Annotated in this window: 13 protein-coding genes; 9 read left to right on the forward strand and 4 right to left on the reverse strand. The window is 26.6% G+C overall.

Annotation, left to right across the window (positions count from 1 at the left end):
• Positions 1-191: 191 nt before the first annotated feature.
• A complete protein-coding gene (locus CINFORN2912_RS00925; protein WP_075434234.1) occupies positions 192-1016 on the reverse strand; it encodes an inositol monophosphatase family protein in 825 nt (274 codons plus the stop codon).
• 189 nt (positions 1017-1205) lie between these two features.
• Between CINFORN2912_RS00925 and rlmN the strand changes: the two genes are divergently transcribed.
• The 3 genes from rlmN to glyA all read left to right on the forward strand — a co-directional run bounded on the left by rlmN (position 1206) and on the right by glyA (position 5080).
• On the forward strand, positions 1206-2291 hold the full coding sequence (rlmN, locus tag CINFORN2912_RS00930) for a 23S rRNA (adenine(2503)-C(2))-methyltransferase RlmN (protein WP_075433802.1): 1086 nt from the start codon (positions 1206-1208) through the stop codon (positions 2289-2291).
• A 136-nt stretch (positions 2292-2427) separates the two neighbouring features.
• Positions 2428-3708 carry a histidine--tRNA ligase gene (gene hisS, locus CINFORN2912_RS00935; protein ID WP_075433804.1) on the forward strand — a complete coding sequence of 427 codons (1281 nt, stop codon included), beginning with the start codon at positions 2428-2430 and terminating at the stop codon, positions 3706-3708.
• Between the two features lie 115 nt (positions 3709-3823).
• Complete coding sequence (glyA, locus tag CINFORN2912_RS00940; RefSeq protein ID WP_075433805.1) at positions 3824-5080, forward strand: serine hydroxymethyltransferase; 1257 nt, start codon at positions 3824-3826, stop codon at positions 5078-5080.
• Positions 5081-5444: 364 nt separating this feature from the next.
• On the opposite strand, the gene CINFORN2912_RS00945 is transcribed toward glyA, so the two are convergent.
• Complete coding sequence (locus CINFORN2912_RS00945; protein ID WP_075433807.1) at positions 5445-6440, reverse strand: beta-propeller fold lactonase family protein; 996 nt, start codon at positions 6438-6440, stop codon at positions 5445-5447.
• Positions 6441-6549: 109 nt separating this feature from the next.
• Complete coding sequence (gene mfd, locus CINFORN2912_RS00950; RefSeq protein ID WP_075433810.1) at positions 6550-8655, reverse strand: transcription-repair coupling factor; 2106 nt, start codon at positions 8653-8655, stop codon at positions 6550-6552.
• Between the two features lie 606 nt (positions 8656-9261).
• On the opposite strand from mfd, the gene gap reads away from it, so the two are divergent.
• Positions 9262-10257 (forward strand): type I glyceraldehyde-3-phosphate dehydrogenase, encoded by a 996-nt coding sequence (gene gap, locus CINFORN2912_RS00955; protein ID WP_075433813.1) that lies wholly within the window; start codon positions 9262-9264, stop codon positions 10255-10257.
• 231 nt (positions 10258-10488) lie between these two features.
• Here the strand turns inward: gap and fldA are convergent, their stop codons facing one another.
• Positions 10489-11010 (reverse strand): flavodoxin FldA, encoded by a 522-nt coding sequence (gene fldA, locus CINFORN2912_RS00960; protein ID WP_075433815.1) that lies wholly within the window; start codon positions 11008-11010, stop codon positions 10489-10491.
• Positions 11011-11381: 371 nt separating this feature from the next.
• Between fldA and CINFORN2912_RS00965 the strand changes: the two genes are divergently transcribed.
• From CINFORN2912_RS00965 to gpmA, 5 genes are all read left to right on the forward strand, one after another.
• The gene (locus tag CINFORN2912_RS00965) at positions 11382-12815 is read left to right on the forward strand and encodes an FAD-binding domain-containing protein (protein WP_075433817.1); all 1434 of its coding nucleotides are present in this window, start codon (positions 11382-11384) and stop codon (positions 12813-12815) included.
• A gap of 8 nt (positions 12816-12823) precedes the next feature.
• Positions 12824-13573 (forward strand): Nif3-like dinuclear metal center hexameric protein, encoded by a 750-nt coding sequence (locus CINFORN2912_RS00970; protein ID WP_075433819.1) that lies wholly within the window; start codon positions 12824-12826, stop codon positions 13571-13573.
• A gap of 63 nt (positions 13574-13636) precedes the next feature.
• The gene (locus CINFORN2912_RS00975; RefSeq protein ID WP_075433822.1) at positions 13637-16441 is read left to right on the forward strand and encodes a 2-oxoglutarate dehydrogenase E1 component; all 2805 of its coding nucleotides are present in this window, start codon (positions 13637-13639) and stop codon (positions 16439-16441) included.
• Positions 16442-16457: 16 nt separating this feature from the next.
• A complete protein-coding gene (sucB, locus tag CINFORN2912_RS00980) occupies positions 16458-17672 on the forward strand; it encodes a dihydrolipoyllysine-residue succinyltransferase (RefSeq protein ID WP_075433824.1) in 1215 nt (404 codons plus the stop codon).
• Between the two features lie 319 nt (positions 17673-17991).
• Positions 17992-18684, forward strand: coding sequence for a 2,3-diphosphoglycerate-dependent phosphoglycerate mutase (gene gpmA / locus CINFORN2912_RS00985; protein WP_075433827.1), 693 nt, complete (start codon positions 17992-17994; stop codon positions 18682-18684).
• Positions 18685-18869 lie beyond the last annotated feature (185 nt).

Genomic DNA, 18869 nt, shown 5'->3' on the forward strand with positions numbered 1-18869 from the left:
TAATGTAAAAAAATAAAAAAATAATTTTTTTACTAACTGATAATATACTTTAGCCCTTAAACTCAAAAAAACGATTCTCTCCATTGTTATTAAAACAAACTATATCAGTACAATGATATAAATATTTTTTCTGTATAACTGGTAAATAAATAAAAATGACTTCCGGAAATATATTCTATAAATATTGATCATCAGTTTTTATTAACACATCCATGGTTTTCATATATATCATGTATTTTGCGTGTTTTTTTTAAAAAAAATTTTAGAATACCCGGGTGTCCGATTAAAATTAACTTACTTTTAATATAATTGTGTCCTCCAAGAAAATCGGTTATTAAACCACCTGACTCCCTAATTTGTAATTCTCCAAAAATAATATGTAATTCTCTTTCATTAAATCCTAAGTAGATATTAATTTTTCCAGAGGATAAATAAGCTAAATCTAAAAGAGAGCACCCAGTTTGTCTGAAAGATACTTTTTCTTGTAAAAAATACTGAAGTAATGATACATATAAGTATGTATTTTTTTTATTTTTATTTTTAAAATATATAGCTATAATTTTATTATGAGAAAAACTATTATTTTCGCAGCATCGAGTTCTAACGCCATTTAATTGAGCACCTTGGCCTCGAATAGCAGTAAATAAATCATTTTTAATTGGATCATAAATTACTGATATATATGCTTGGTTTTTTTCCTTAATGAGGAGAGATAAACAAAAATGAGGAATTTTTTTAATAAAATTAACTGCTCCGCTTAAGGGATTAATGAACCATTGGCGATGACTAAGTGTATTTTTTTTTTTAGAAAAGATATTAATAACTGCGTGATGAGGATAAGATCTATGTATAATGGTATCGATTGTGAGAAAAATTTTTTTTCGAATGGCCTTTATATAATTCAAAATATTTTTTTTTTCTGAGTTATGAGTAATATCTTTTAAATCATAATCTTGAGCAAGAACTTTTCCGCCGGTTCGAATAGCCCTAATAGCGATATTTAATATTGGATTCATGTATTTTTTTCTTCTCTTATGTTTAGACATTAAGGCATTAAATATTTTTATAGATAAACATATTTGTAAAAAACATATTTTTCCATAAAAAGAACTAAATATTATATACTTATTTTTAATTAAGTTAAAAACTTTATTTTTTATTCTAATGCTCAAATAATATTTTATTATACATTCTGGAAGATGATTATGTTGAACAAAGTCCTCGTTAAAGACTTAGGCAAAAAAGACAACTTACTAAACTTTAATTTAAAGAAAATGATAGATTTTATGATAAAATTAGGAGAAAAAAAATTTAGAGCTGTACAAATGATGGAGTGGATATATAAAAAATATAAAAAAAAATTTAATAAAATGAGCAATTTAAGTCGCCCCCTGCAAACGCAGTTAGAACAAATAGCTATTATTCAGCTCCCTAAATGTGTTACAAAAAAAAAATCGCAAGATGGCACAATCAAATGGATTTTTCTACTAAATACAGATTGTATTGAAACAATATATATTCCAGAAGGAAATCGAGCGACTTTATGTATTTCATCACAAGCTGGATGTATGTTAAAATGTAGTTTTTGCGCAACAGGGCATTTAGGATATAAACGAAATTTATTAGTATCTGAAATAATTGGCCAAATATGGTATGCCACTGATAAAATACGAAAATATAAATTAAAAAATTCATCTTTACCTTTAGTTACAAATATTGTTATGATGGGGATGGGGGAACCATTATTAAATTTAAAAAACATTATTACTTCTTTAGATATTATTTTAAGTAAAAACGCTTTTAATTTTTCTAAAAACAAAGTTACGCTATCTACTTCGGGAATTGTTCCTGCAATAAATAAAATAGCTGGAAAAATTGATATTTCATTAGCTATTTCTTTACATGCATCAAATGATAATATCCGAAACACACTGATGCCGATCAATAAAATTTATAACATTAAACAATTGTTATTATCTGTAAAAAACTATCTCAATTATTCTACCGCTAATCGCGGAATAGTTACCATAGAATATATAATGTTATCAGACATTAATGATCATTTGCTTCATGCTAAAGAATTAGCATATTTGTTAAAAACAATACCATGTAAAATTAATTTAATTCCTTGGAATGTTATTCAAAATACTCATTACAAATGCAGCACTCATGAAAAAATTATTAGTTTTTCTAATTTTTTAAGAAGTCAAAATTATACTGTTACTATCAGAAAAAACCGAGGAGCGGATATTAATGCTGCTTGCGGTCAATTAATTGGACAAAAACACTAGGTATACAAAAATAAATTACTTTTTAAACAATATTTTATATATGAAGCAATAAATACATATAAGTTGTATACACATTTTATGTACTTGAGATATAAAAATTATATAATAAAAAATCCTATATGGAAATTAATATCATATGAATATACCATATCGATCAATTAGAGGTATGCATGATCTCCTCCCCGTTGATACTTGTATTTTGAGTCAAATAGAAGAAAAGATAAAAAATACCTTAAACAATTATGCATATTTTGAAATTCGTTTTCCTATTGTAGAAGAAACTGGATTATTTGAAAAAGCTATTGGAAACAATACAGATATCATTCATAAGGAAATGTATAATTTTTACGATAAAAAAAAAAAAAAGATTTCTTTAAGACCCGAGGGAACTGTGAGCTGTATACGCGCATGTATACAAAATAATATATTTTATAATTCTCCTGTACAAAAATTTTGGTATCACGGACCTATGTTTCGTTATGAGAGACCCCAAAAAGGTCGTTTTCGGCAATTTCATCAATTAGGAGTAGAGTGTTTTGGTTTAAAAAGCACTATTATTGATTATGAAATTATTCTGTTAACATTAAAAATTTGGGAGCAGTTAAAAATATTACCCTACTTAAAATTAGAAATAAATTCTATAGGGAGCATTCAAGATAGAAAAAATTTTTCATTAGACTTACAAATATTTTTTAAAAAACATATATCTCAATTAAGCTCGCATGAAAAATATTTATTATCTAATAACCCTATTAGAATTTTAGATAGCAAGAATAGCAATATCATTCAACTATTAAAATCGGCTCCAATATTAAATAGTTATCTTAGTTTGTCGGCCAATATACGATTTAATAAATTATGCCGTTTATTAAATCAAGCTAACATTAATTATGTTGTAAACAAGCAGCTAGTAAGAGGGTTAGATTATTATAATGATACTGTTTTTGAATGGACTTCTGATATATTAGGAGCTCAGAAAGCTCTTTGCGCCGGAGGACGTTATGATAGTTTAATAAAATATTTAGGAGGAAAAAATAATCCAGCTATTGGATTTGCAATTGGGATGGATCGATTATATATCTTAAAAAAAACGGTATATCAACTTGATCATCGCGCTTTATTCATAGATATTAATATTCTATTTTTGGAATCAGTATATGCAGTGTTAGCAATAAATATATCTGAAAAATTACGCTTACTGTGGCCTCATCTTAAGATCAATACTTACTTAAAAACTATAAAAAAAAATAATTACACCAAATTTTCAAAACAAGTAAAATCAAAATTTTTATTGATTTTATCTTCTGATACGCTAAATTTAAATAAAATTATTGTACAGGATCTAATTAGTCAAAAAAAAACAATTATTTCGTTTAATCGAATTTTTCAAAACCCATGTATGTTTAAAAACCAATAATATTAACTTGCTATAAATAAGTATAAAGAAAAAAATTGGCCATTACGCAGTTAATATTTGTTAATTATTTTCATCACCTATTACGCCTAGATACTAAAAAAAGTAGAATATACACATGCTAAATAAAAAATTGATACAACAGGATATAGACATTTGGAATTTAGTTGAAAAAGAAAAAACCAGACAAGAATCATGTATTAGTTTAATTGCTTCGGAGAACTATGCCAGCTCTTCTGTGCTAGAAGCTCAAGGCTCTTGTTTAACAAATAAATATGCAGAAGGATACCCGGGTAATCGATTTTATAATGGATGTAAGGTTATTGATGAAATAGAAAACATTGCTATACAGAGGGCAAAAAAATTATTTAATGTTGATTACGTCAATGTTCAGCCTCATTCAGGATCACAAGCTAATTTTGCAGTTTTCCAAGCTCTCTTAAGGCCTGGTGATGTCATTTTAGGCATGCATTTAAATCATGGGGGACATTTAACACATGGTTCTCCGGTTAATTTCTCTGGAAAAATATATCAAGCATATGCATACGGCGTTAATAAGTCCGGTGAAATAGATTATGAAAATTTAAAAAATTTATCATTATTATATCGTCCCCGAATGATTATTGGTGGTTTTTCATCATATTCAGGCATATGTGATTGGAAGTATATGCGAAAAATTGCAGATCAAGTAAATGCATATTTTTTTGTAGATATTTCGCATATAGTAGGTTTAATTATAGCGGGTTTGTATCCTAATCCTCTAGACTATGCGCACGTTGTGAGCACAACTACTCATAAAACTTTTGGCGGGCCTCGAGGAGGATTAATAATTTCGAGAAATAAAAATCAAGAATTATATAAAAAAATAAATTCTGCGGTATTTCCTGGTAGTCAAGGAGGTCCCTTAATGCACGTTATTGCCGCTAAAGCTATTGTATTTAAGGAAGCAATGCATCCTGATTTTCTTAAATTACAAAAAAAAGTTTTATTATATGCCCAAATAATGGTTAAAATATTCTTAAAACGAAATTTTTCAGTTGTTTCTAGAAAAACAAATAACCACCTATTATTAATTGACTTATCGGAAAAAAATATTACCGGCAAAGAAGCTAGTGATATTTTAGCTAAATCTAGAATTATTGTAAACAAAAATGCGATACCCAATGATACCAGAAAACCATTTATTACCTCAGGAATTCGTATTGGCACACCTGCAATCGCTAGACGGAATATAGATGTCAAGGACGTTAAACAGATTACCTATTGGATATGTGATATTTTAAATGATCCTCATAACTCTCAACAAAGCAAGTTTATTAAAACCAAAATAAAAGAAATATGCAAAAATTATCCCATATATAATGAATTAACTTAATGAAATAATAAAGCTATTGCGCAGCATACAAGTATTCTAATTCATCGTAAATATATTATTTTATTTTATATGATAGAATCGGACAGTGATAAGCTCGAATAGTTCTAATCTACAAGTTATTGTTAAAAATATTTTATGTTACATGAGTAATGTAACATAATTTATAAGTGATCATATTTTTTAATATATTATGAACTGGAAAAAACGGAAAATTAAGCAATATAAGAAATTATATATTTTTTCAATACATGATTCGAATAGATTCATAAAAAAAACAAAAACGTATATTAAAAATTATGATTTATGATAATATCTATTATTCTAAGAAATCTCAATATATAAAATATAAACTGTATTAAAAGGTTTATTCTATTAATACCCATAATGGATTTTTTCCTACTGACTGACTAAGTTTAGGGACCAAATAACCGTATTGTACGTTAATGTGGTATACGGTCATACTATTGGATTTTTCTCCTATAACTATCAAAACTTTTCCATCACGGCTAATATTAAATGATCTCGGTTGTAATTCAGTTTTATAAGTGTGCTTATAAGATAAGAAGCCCTTTTTTTGATGAACTGTAAAAAAAGAAATAATGCTATTTGCGCGGTCACATGCATATAAGTAAACCCCATTAGGATGAATGTGAATTTCTGATGCCCAAGGAGCGTGTAAATATGGTTTAAGAACTAAATGAGTAGACTGGATTAAAATTAAAGAAGCATTAGCATCATAAATACGCCAAACATCAATCGTTCCCTTAAATTCATTAATAGAATACAAGTAACTACTCTTAGAATGAAAAGCAAAATGTCTTGGGCCACTATTTTTTTTTGTAATAGTAACATTATTTAAAGCAAAAGTTTTTTTATTAAATTTATCTAGAATAATTTTATAAATATAGATTCTATCTTCTTGTAAAGAGGATACAAAAATTAAGTTATGTTTATGATGCATGACAATCGAATGACAACCTTTTATCTTTTTAAATACATGAGTAATTTTTTGAATTATTCCACCTGTATTTAATTTACATAATAGAAATCCGTTTCCGTGATACGAAGCGCAAAATAATATTTTGTTATCTGTACTGAACGAAATATAATTTGGCGTATTAAATATAGCAATCTCATGTATTTTCGTACACTGAAAATTATCATATATTTTATATGTAACAATTTGATTTTTTAATCTTTCTCCAACGTATAATAAATTATTATTTTTATTATATTTTAAAGGTTGAGGAGTGCCTGTTGTTAAAATACTATTCTTTTTGAGCAATTTAAACGTTTTGTCTAAGGTCCATAGCTCGATACTTTGGTCACCAGAACAAGCAATAAAAATTTTTTTTTTCATATGTTTGCCTAGATTATATATTTATTATTATAAGTCTATAAAATTATTTGTTATAATTTATAAGAAAATTGTGGAAAAAAATCATAAAATAAAAAATATAGTTTTCTTCTTAACGAGAATCTCTAAGTCTGTTTTCTATGATAGATCGCAAAAAACATTTAATCCATTTTAATAGCAAGATATCATTAATAAAGCATTTATAGATATATAATTTATATTTATATATTTTCCATTTATTAGGTTGTTTTACGATTTTTTTATATAACCAAATAGTATTTAAAAGGTTTTTCTTAGAAAAAACTATACATATTCTTTTAACACAAAACTGAATTTTTTTAATACCAATTTTTTTTGCTAGTAATTTTATCCGCATTAATGAAAATAAATTTTCTGCACTATCAGGAAAAACACCAAATGCATTATATATTTTTCTTTTAATTTTAATTAATTGATCCTTGTTTTTAACACATGATATTTTTTTGTATAATATCAACCGTATATCAACATCGTAGATATACGTTTCCGGTAATATAGCTGACACATTTAATTGAAGATCTACATCTTTATCGACTTGAAATAGCTCATCATCTCTGATTTGACCTTTATTAGCTGTAATATTTTTCATCGCTGCATCTAAAAATTTTTTATATAATTCCAGACCAATAGTGTCGATGTGCCCGCTTTGATTTTTTCCCAATAACTCGCCCACCCCTCTAATTTCTGAGTCATGTGTAGATAACATGAAACCAGATCCTAAATTTGTAAATGATTTAACTATATTTAATCTTTTTTGGGCAGTATGATGTATTTTTTTTGTCTCTGATATTAAAAAAAAGGCATATGCTTGCCGTTCAGATCGACCAATTCGACCACGTAATTGATGAAGTTGCGATAATCCAAATTTATCAGCGTTTTCTATAATCATTGTATTAACATTACTAATATGAATCCCTGTATCTATAATAGTTGTACATATTAATACATCGAATTGTTTATTAAAAAAATCATGCATAATTTTACGTAAATCTTTACTATGCATTTTTCCATGACTAATTTGAATACGAGCTTCTGGAATTAAATGACATAAATATTTTTTTTTTTCCTCTATATTATGTACAATATTATATACATAATAAACTTGCCCCCCTCGTCTTAATTCTTTTAAAATTATTGCTCTAATAACCTCAGAGTCAAATTTTTTAATAAAAGTTTTAATTTCTAAGCGTTTATTGGGGGGGGTAGAGATTACAGAAATATCCTTCATTCCTAAATAAGACATATTAAGTGTTCTAGGAATAGGTGTAGCTGTTAATGTTAGTACATCAATATTTGTATATAATTCTTTTATTTGTTCTTTGTGATATACTCCAAAACGATGCTCCTCATCAATGATTAAGAGCCCTAAATCGCTCCAAACTAAGTTTTTTGATAAAATTTTATGGGTTCCAATTAAGATATTAATAAGATTATTTTTAATTTTTTTTCTAATAATTAGCTCGCTTTTTATTGTTGTGAAGCGTGAATATACATCAATAACATAGGTGTATTTAGAAAATCTGTTGGTAAAAGTATCAAAATGCTGTTGAGCTAATAATGTCGTTGGAACCAGGATAGCAACTTGTTTTTTATTATCTAAAGCAATAAATGCTGCTCGCATAGCTACTTCTGTTTTTCCAAACCCTACATCTCCACATAACAGGCGATCCATAGGAATCGGTTTACTCATATCTTCAATAATTTCTTTAATAGATTTTTTTTGATCTTGAGTAATAGAGTATAAACATTGATTACAAAAATATTTATAATTTAAAAAATTTTTTTTAAAAGAAAAACCCGGTCTAATAGACCGATTAGATTTGATGTCAATAAGCCGAGCTGCTATATCATAAATTTTTTTTTTAATTTGGTTGCATTCATTTAGCCATTTTTTGTGCCCCAAAATATCCAAAGAAATATTTGAATTTATGGCATTGGTATATGTACTAATTAGTTCAAGAGATGTAATCGGGACATATAATTTTGCTTTTTTAGCATATAATATTACAAAATATTCTGCAACTATACCGTTGTTATTTAACGTACACAAACCAATATATTTACCAATTCCGTATTTGATATGAACAACTAGCTGATTTTTTTTAAAATATTTTTTTTTTTTAAACATTAACGTAGAAAAATTACTTTGATTTGTATTTATGTCTATTTTTTTTTTCATTGAAATGATAGTTTCCAATACAAGATAAATAACAATATTAATATAATCATGGCTATGGTATAATACGCCTATTTATTTATATATAAAATGATATTTTTATTAATTGGTAATAATTATTAATATTTTTTAATAAAATATATGCAACTCTAAGAGAATAAAATAATTTAATTAAAATAAAAAATAATTATTTGTAATAATAGAAAATTACTTAATAAAATGATTGTTTGTATACTAATATAGAGTTATTTTATACTTATGCCTGATTATATTGGTTTATAATTAATGTTTCAAGATTTATAAGAAAAATATTGCTTGTATGTAAATTGATTATTGGAAAGTATGTTTTAAACCATGTCTATGAGCCTTGTATACATTTAAAATATTTAAAAAAAGATAACTATTTTTTTATAAAACATATAAAAATTCTCGATAGTCGTATTTTACTGTAACTACTACATGTAGATTACAATGATTAAAAATATTTTTATATTTATAGAATACTACAAAAATTGTAGTACATTAATAATAAGTCCTTGTATATATTTTACATATACAGCCTTTTAATAAAAAATATATATATCTAATCTTCTGGTTAACTTAAATCATATGAAAATAAAAATTGCTATCAATGGGTTTGGTCGTATCGGAAGAATGGTCTTTCGAATAGCTCAAACCAGATCGGATATAGAAGTAGTTGCCATTAATGACTTATCAGACGCGAAGTATTTAGCTTACATGTTAAAATATGATTCTACGCATGGAGTTTTTTCAGGATCGATTCAAAAAAAAGATAATTTTTTAATTGTAAATAATAAAAAAATATATGTTTTTTCAGAAAAAAAACCAGAAAAAATAGACTGGAAATCAATTAATGTTGATGTCGTTATTGAAGCTACTGGAGTCTTTTTAACCACTGAATCTGCCTATAAACATATAACTGCTGGGGCAAAAAAAGTTGTATTAACAGGACCATCTAAAGATGATACACCAATGTTTGTTAGGGGGGTTAATTTTAGCCAATACAGTGGTCAAAAGATTGTCTCAAATGCATCCTGCACTACTAACTGTTTAGCTCCATTAGCAAAAATATTAAATGATGAATTTGAAATTATTGAAGGGTTGATGACTACAGTGCATGCTACAACTGCTACTCAAAAAACTGTAGACGGAGTTTCTTTAAAGGATTGGAGAGGGGGTAGAGGAGCTTTACAAAATATAATACCTGCATCTACAGGAGCTGCTCAAGCAGTAGGAAAAATTTTACCTGAATTGAATAATAAGATTACCGGAATAGCTTTTAGAGTACCCGTTCCAAATGTTTCTGTAGTAGATTTTACGGTTCGAATAAAGCAAGATGTTACTTATTCCGATGTATGCAAAACTATTAAATTAGCTGCTAAAACATACATGAAAGATATTATTGGATATACTAACGAAGAAGTAGTATCCAGCGACTTTAACGGATCTCACCTAACATCTATTTTTGATAAAAAAGCAGGTTTGTCTTTAAATAAAAATTTCATGAAATTAGTATTATGGTATGATAATGAAGTCGGGTATTCAAATAAAGTATTAGATTTAGCAAAATGGATTACATCTTAATTGATAAATAAGATATGCAATATAAGACGTAATATAAAAGTTATACTGACAGTATTCAAGATGATTTATTTTGATGCTGTCAAAATATGTATAGATTATTAGCACACAAAACTATCAAATTAATTTTTTATGCTTCCGTTAACCCGCAGTAAAAATATAAATTTTTATTTATAACCAATATTATATTTCTAAAAATATACATCATTTTTAATAGTAATAAAAATTATAAAATTAATTATTTAAAAGATTGATTTCTGAAAAAACTAACTTTAACCATGAAACAATACGTTTTTTTGTTAATTGTGCTTGATTGTCTTCATCAATTGGTAATCCATGAAAATGAGTCTTATTTTTTTGAGCTTTAGAACTTTCAAATTTATAGTTTTTGATAGGCCATTTACCCACGCATCGAGCATTTCTTTTCTTTAGAAAACCGTACATAATGCCAATAGCATCACAAAAATATTCTGAATATTCTTCTTGATCTCCGCATCCGAACAGAGCAATAATTTTTTTATCAAAATTGATTTTTTCTAAAATTGGCAATGCATCTTCCCAATCACATTGTAACTCTCCATAATACCAAGTTGGTATTCCGAAAAATACAATATTAAACTTTTCTATCATTTGTAAAGAAGAATGGGATATATCAAATAGTTTTGATTTTTTTTGACCAATTTGTTGGTGTATAATGTGCGACACTTTCTCAGTATTTCCCGTGTCACTTCCGTAAAAAATACCTATTTCTTTCATCGCGGTAATCTCTCGAGAATAAATATTTAATTATTTAAACCATTATTTTTGTATATAAAAATATAATTTAATAGTTGGTGCACCAATTATTTTTACTATAAAAAATTTTTATGCTAATAACAATTTTTATTTTAACAATTATATTATATATGTCACGGATAACAAGAAAAACGAATAAAAAAAAATATTTTGTTTATAATTATTTTATATTATATAATAATAATTCTTGAATAAAAAATTTTTTGTTATCCCTTTATACAAAATATATACAAAATATTTTTACGAAATAAAAATTAATATTTTAATATTTTTATTTATGCTAAATTACTAAAAACAATTTTTATCATTAAGATATATAATATAATAAAATTATGAATATCAATTTAATGTGGTTTCGAAGAGATTTACGAATTCACGATAATAAAGCTTTATATTATGCTTGCCAAGACACCCATGCCCGTGTTATTGCTATATTCGTATATACACCCGGTCAATGGTTATTACATAATCAATCACCAAAACAAACGCTATATATATATAAAAATTTAATTTTTTTAAAAAAAAAACTCTTGAAATTAAAAATTCCACTTTTTTTTTTAAAATCGACTGATTTTTTAGATTCAGTAAAAAAAATATTAAATTTTTGTTGCATACATAAAGTTAAAAATCTTTATTATAATTATGAATACGGGTGCAATGAAAAAACACGAGATAACTCTGTTCAACGCCTATGTATAAAGAATAATATTGTTGTTCATGGGTTTTATGATAATGTTCTAATTTCTCCAGAGAAGATTAAAAATCATCTTAACCAAGCCTATAAGAGATATCAATGTTTTAAAAAAAAAATTATCAACACAGTTAATTTGCATAGAATTATTTGCTACCCCAAGCCCAAGCCTAGGATATTTTTTTTTCAAAATCTTAAAACAGAGATTCCGATATTTACATGCCCTCAAGAGAAATTTAATGAATCTATTTTTCTAGTAGGAGAAGATAATGTTTTTTTACAACTCGAAAAGTTCTGTAATAAATATTATAAGCAACATTTATATAAATCAAAATCACGAAACTATCAAATAAATAGTTTTTTATCATCAGCTTTAAATATTGGAGTTATATCAGTTCGAAAATGTGTATTAATGTTTTTAAAAAAAAATATTTTTATAAAAACGCTAGAGGATATTAATGCTAATGCATGGATTAATGAAATACTATGGAGAGAATTTTTTTATCACCTAATGTATTCATATCCAGAATTAAGCCAATACAAAACGCTTTCATTAATCGACAAAAGAATTCCATGGAAAAAAAATAAATTTTTATTTACATTATGGAAAAACGGAAATACCGGATATCCTATAATTGACGCTGCTATGCGACAATTAAACGAATTAGGATGGATTAGTAATCGATTAAGAATGATTTCTGGAAGTTTTTTAGCAAAAATTTTTTTTTTAAATTGGCGCTTAGGTGAAAGATATTTTATGTCTAGATTAGTAGATGGTAATTTAGCTATAAATAACGGTTGCTGGCAATGGGTTGCCTCTGTCGGAACTGAAAAAATGCCTTATTTTCGCAAATTTAATTTTCTTACCCAATCTAAAAAAATAGACCCTTTAGGGGTTCTTATAAGAAAAATGATTCCTGAATTAAGATATACGCCTAATAAACATGTTCATTTTCCTTATCTGCAAAAATGTCATAATAGATTCGCGGTTAATTTTCTACACCACATTGATCAATTTTACAATAAAACTATAAAAATATTTTCACAAATATATAGTGATATCAAACATGAGTAATATTAAAAATGAATAACTTTTTTCTTGAAAAATTAATTAATAAAAAATTACGAGCACCTAAATACATAGACGATTATATGCCTAATGGGTTACAAGTAGAAGGTAAATCAGAAATTAAAAATATTATTACAGGAGTAACAGCCTCTCAAAAATTATTAGATATAGCTATCAATACACATGCGGATGCAGTTATTGTTCATCACGGTTATTTTTGGAAAAATCAAGGAAGAAAAATTCTTGGTATGAATAAATCTCGATTACAAAAATTATTAACCCACAATATTAATTTATATGCCTGGCATTTACCGTTAGATACACATCCCGAATTAGGCAATAATGCCCAATTAGGTAAATTACTAAACATTTCTACCCAAGGTATTATATCTCCCTACATTTTTATGGGTTATTTTAAAAAAAAACATACCAAAAAATCATTATCTCAACTCATTAAAGAAAAATTAAACCGAGATCCATTTCATTATGGGCAAACAGGGACCAAATATATCCGCAATATAGCCTGGTGTACTGGGAAGGGACAAAAATTGTTTCCCCGAGTAGTGAACTTAAACCTTGATGCATACTTAACTGGAGAAGTGTCAGAAGACACGGTACATATAGCAGAAGAAAATAATATGCATTTTTTTTCATTAGGACATCATGCTACAGAAAAGTTTGGAATTCAAGCGCTGGGAAAGTGGCTCTTTCGAAAAGATAAAAATTTAAAAATAAAGTTTATTGATATTGAAAATCCTATTTAAAAATATACTCTCGCCATCTTTATTGCTAGCCTATAGAAAACTATTTAAATATATAATATAAATATGAAAAAAAACAAGAAAACAAATCCATTTTTTCGTAACGGATGGTTATACGCAAACAATCAATTATTTTTAGAAGATACTTATAAAAATTTTTTATCTAATTCTCAAGAACTAGATATTTCCTGGAAAAATGCATTTTATACATTATCTGATGATTATAAAAAAGATCATACAAACCAAAAAATTGGTTTAACCGATCGAAAAAAGAAAAATATTGAAAATGAAAACTTCTTATGTAATACAAAAAATACACCGTTTAATAATTATTGTGATCTTTTTAGAGAAAGATTTTTAAATTTTATAAACTCCTATCGTATATTTGGTCATTATGTAGCGCATTTAAACCCTTTAGTTAGCTGCAAAAAAGCGCTAAAAATTCCTGAATTATCTAAAACATTTCACCAAATCAAAAAAGAAGAATTAAATTCTTTAATACATTTTAATTTTTTACTTTTTAAAAAAAATATTTCTTCTTTTAAAGAAATATATTTATTTTTTAAAAAAAAATATTGTAAATATATTGGTTTTGAGTATATGCATTTAAATAAGCTCGATGAAAAACAATGGTTGCAAACGTATATAGAAACGCATAATGTTAAAAATACGTTATCAAATGCAGAAAAAGAAGATTTATTGAAAAATTTAATCAAATCTACAACATTTGAAAAATTTATTCACACTAAATTTCCTGGTAATAAACGTTTTTCGTTAGAAGGATGCGATGTTTTAATTCCTGCTTTAAAAGCTATTATAGCTTTTTGTATACATCGTAAAACTAAAAAAATATTTTTAGGAATGGCTCACCGAGGACGCTTAAATGTTATGTTTAATGTATTGCAGTGTAATGTGTTAAAAATGTTTCAAAATAATTGGCAGGAAATTAAACAACATAATGGCACTGGAGACGTTAAATATCACCTAGGTATAAAAAAAAAAATTACTCTTGGAGAAAAAAAAATTGAAATTCATTTACTAAACAATCCCTCTCATTTAGAAATTGTTACTCCTGTAGTAGCCGGGTGTTGTAAATTTTATTTAGAAAATCAAGTTTGTACGCATTATCCGTTACCTATTATTATACACGGAGATGCTGCTTTTACTGGACAAGGGGTTATACAAGAAACATTAAATATGTCTCAAACCCCTGGATACGGTGTTGGAGGCAGTGTACACATTATTATAAATAATCAAATTTCTTTTACTACATCAAAAAAAAAATATTTAAGAAGTAGTAAATATTGCACTGATATAGCTAAAATGATTGACTCTCCAATATTTCATGTAAATGCCGATCAACCAGAATCAGTTATCTTTTCCGTAAAATTAGCCTTAAAATTTCGATATTTATTTAAAAAAGATGTGTTTATTGACTTGGTGTGTTATCGCCGATTAGGTCACAACGAAGTTGACGATCCGTCAATTACGCAACCTTTTATGTATGCTTTAATTAAAAAACACAAACGCATATGCCGCTTATATTCTAAAAAACTATTGCATCAAAATAATTATTCATATGAAGACTTGTATCAAGCATACAATCGCCGACTAATTTTACAATTAAAGTTATCAAATATTCGGATCAAAAAAAAGCTATCGGAAGATTACCAATCCAAAGCAACTAAACTCGTTCCGTTTAAAAATATTTCTTATCAAATGTTAAAAAAAATAGCTCGCAAATTATTTGAACTGCCAAAAAACTTAATAATACATAGACAAGTAAAAAAAATTTTTTATAATCGCATGCAAATGGCCAATAATAAGTCTCTATTAGATTGGGGCGCAATAGAAAATTTGGCATATTCTACTTTAATGTATTATGGCATTACGTGCCGATTAACGGGAGAAGATGTACGTCGGGGCACATTTTCTCATAGACATACAACCGTTATCTGTCAAAAAAAAAATATTACTTATATTCCATTGAAACATTTATCTCGCTTAACTGGTTCATTCTATATATGGGATTCAGTTTTGTCAGAAGAATCTGTTTTAGCATTTGAGTACGGTTATTCAATAGCATCAAAAGCTATATTAAATATCTGGGAAGCTCAGTTTGGAGATTTTTCAAATGGAGCTCAAGTAGTTATTGATCAATTTATAGCATCCGGGGCTCAAAAATGGGGCTGCGCTTCTTCGTTAACAATGTTATTGCCTCATGGTTATGAAGGGCAGGGACCGGAACACTCGTCGGGAAGGCTAGAAAGATACCTTCAATTATGTGCGCAAAAAAATATTAGAATCTGTGTGCCAACAACAGTTTCTCAAATGTATTATATTTTAATAAATCAAGGTAGAAGTTTGCTGAAGCGACCGCTAATTCTTTTTACCCCTAAGTCTCTTCTCAGAAACCCATTAACTTTTATTTCTATCAAAGATTTGTTTTTTGAAAAATTTCATAAAATATTGCTTACTAATCCTATCAACCAGACCCACAAAATTAACCGTATTATCTTTTGTTCGGGGAAAATTTATTATGAATTACTAGATTTTTGGAATAAAAATAAGATATTTGATGTTAATATCTTGCGAATTGAACAATTATATCCTTTCCCGCACAAAAAAATAAATAATATATTGAAAAAATACGCGAATATAAAATATTTTATATGGTGTCAAGAAGAACCTAAAAATCAAGGCGGATGGTCATATATTTATTTTTATTTTAAAAAATATGTTTTGAAAAATAACAATGGACAATTATTTCAATATACAGGTCGCCCAAAATTTGCTTCTACTTCCGAAGGAAGTTTTCTTGATCATCAAAAACAACAAAAAAAAATTATAGAATCGGCTTTTTATATATAAAAACAAGTGAAATATTATGAAAAAAAAAATTGAAATTATCGCTCCAGATTTACCAGAATCTGTTAATAATGCAGTTTTATTGAAGTGGCATAAAAAAAAAGGCGAATATCTTCAAGAAGATGAATTAATTGCTGAAATTGAAACGGATAAAATTATCCTAGAAATTTCATCTCCAAAAAATGGAATTTTAATATCACAAAACGTATCTATTGGTCAAAATATAAAATCAAAATCTATTTTAGGGTATATTGAAAAAATAAATAATATTAATAATCGTGAAATAAATACTATTCGCTCACACGGAAGAGAAAATGATAAAAAGTTTTTTTTTACTCCTACAATGCGTCGATTAATTTCATGTCATAAAATAGATACTTTTAAAATACAAGGTATAAAGATTAGCGAAAAAGTTACTAAAAATCATTTTATTATAAACAACCAACAGAAAACACAAGCAAATAAATTAATTAATAATCCAAATGAAGAGACATCAATATTAGGTGTAACGCGTAAAAATAACGTATTAAATGAACGCAGCTCTAAAACAATTGAAATGAACCCACTAAGAAAAAAAATTTCAGAACGGCTATTGTCTACTAGAAAAAATACAGCAATGTTAACTACGTTTAATGAAGTGAATATGAGTCTAATTATAAAAATAAGGAAAAAATACCAAAATATTTTTCAAGAAAAACATACAACAAAATTAGGTTATATGTCTTTCTTTGTTAAGGCAACAACTCAGGCATTAAAACAATTTCCAGAAATAAATGCCTCTATTGAGGGCACTAATATAGTCTATCATAATTATTACGACATAAATATCGCCGTTTCTAGTCCACGCGGACTCATAACGCCTATTTTAAAAAATACTGATTGTTTATCTATGTCTGAAATTGAAAAAAAAATTAACTCTTTTTCTACATTAGAGCGCTCTAAACAATTAAAATTAGAAGATTTAGATTCAGGTACCTTTACTATTACTAACGGAGGTGTTTTTGGTTCCTTAATGTCTACGCCTATAATTAATCCTCCACAAGTAGCTATTTTAGGTATGCACAATATTAAACAAAGACCGGTAGTAGTAAAAGATAAAATTAAAATACAGCCTATGATGTATTTAGCTTTATCATATGATCACCAACTAATCGATGGAAAGCAAGCAATACAATTTTTAAATTATATAATAAATATTATAGAAGATTTTTCGCGCATGATTATAGACGTATAATTATACATAAGTAACTGACTTGTTCGTGTTGAAGAATCTACTTACGCATGTACGAAAACCAAACGAGTGGGAAGCTAAAAATTAGTATGAAAATAAAATTTAACTATTAAACCAAGAATTACGTGTAAAATATAGTATACAGATCTTTATTTATAGCAAACTCTTGAAAAAGTTAACTGTGATTATGATAAATAATCATAAAGAACGTATTAAAATAATTAAATATTAGAGACTTACTCGTATATTGAAATATAACGTAAAAGACAAGATAGTTATTGTAACTTAAAATATATTATATATTAATGGGATAGAATAAATTATGAAAAAAAAAAAAATAGTATTAATGCGACACGGGGAAAGTCAATGGAATCAATTAAATCAATTTACAGGATGGAGGGATATTCCGTTATCTAAAAAAGGAGAAGAAGAAGCTAATTATGCTGGAAAAATTTTAAAAAAAAACAAATTTGTTTTTGATATGGCTTATACATCTGTATTAAAAAGGTCTATTCATACATTATGGATAATTTTAAATCAATTAGATCATTTGTGGGTTCCTGTTTATAAATCATGGAAATTAAATGAACGCCATTACGGAGCACTTGAAGGGCTCAACAAAAAAGAAGTTGAGAAAAAATATGGGGCAAAACAAGTTATATTATGGCGAAGAAGTTTCAAAACTATTCCTCCGGCACTACATTCCTTAGATAAAAGTTATTTAATGAATGATAGAAAATATGCAAACCTAAAAGAAAGTGAAATTCCTTTAGCGGAAAGCTTACAAATGACATACTATCGAGTAATTGATTTTTGGAAATTAACTATTATTCCACAAATAAAGAAAAATAAAAATATCATTATTGTTGCTCATGGAAATTCTTTACGAGCGTTAATAAAATATTTAAGCGTTATCAGCGATACTGATATTTCTAATTTAGATATCGCTACCGGTTCACCAATTATTTATGAATTTTCCGATCAAATGAAACCATTACAATATTATTATTTATAAAATATTTTTTTTTAAATTAAATGTAAACTTTACATCACTCGGTTTTAAAAATATTGAAAATCATTCAATGATAAATAAATTTAATAAAAATTTTTTTAACAAATATTATTACAGACGATTATATATTTTGAGTTTTCTTATGTTTATATATCATGTATGTATTATTTAATATACATAATCTTTAT

The organism is Buchnera aphidicola (assembly GCF_900128725.1).
Taxonomy (GTDB): Bacteria; Pseudomonadota; Gammaproteobacteria; order Enterobacterales; family Enterobacteriaceae; genus Buchnera_F; species Buchnera_F aphidicola_K.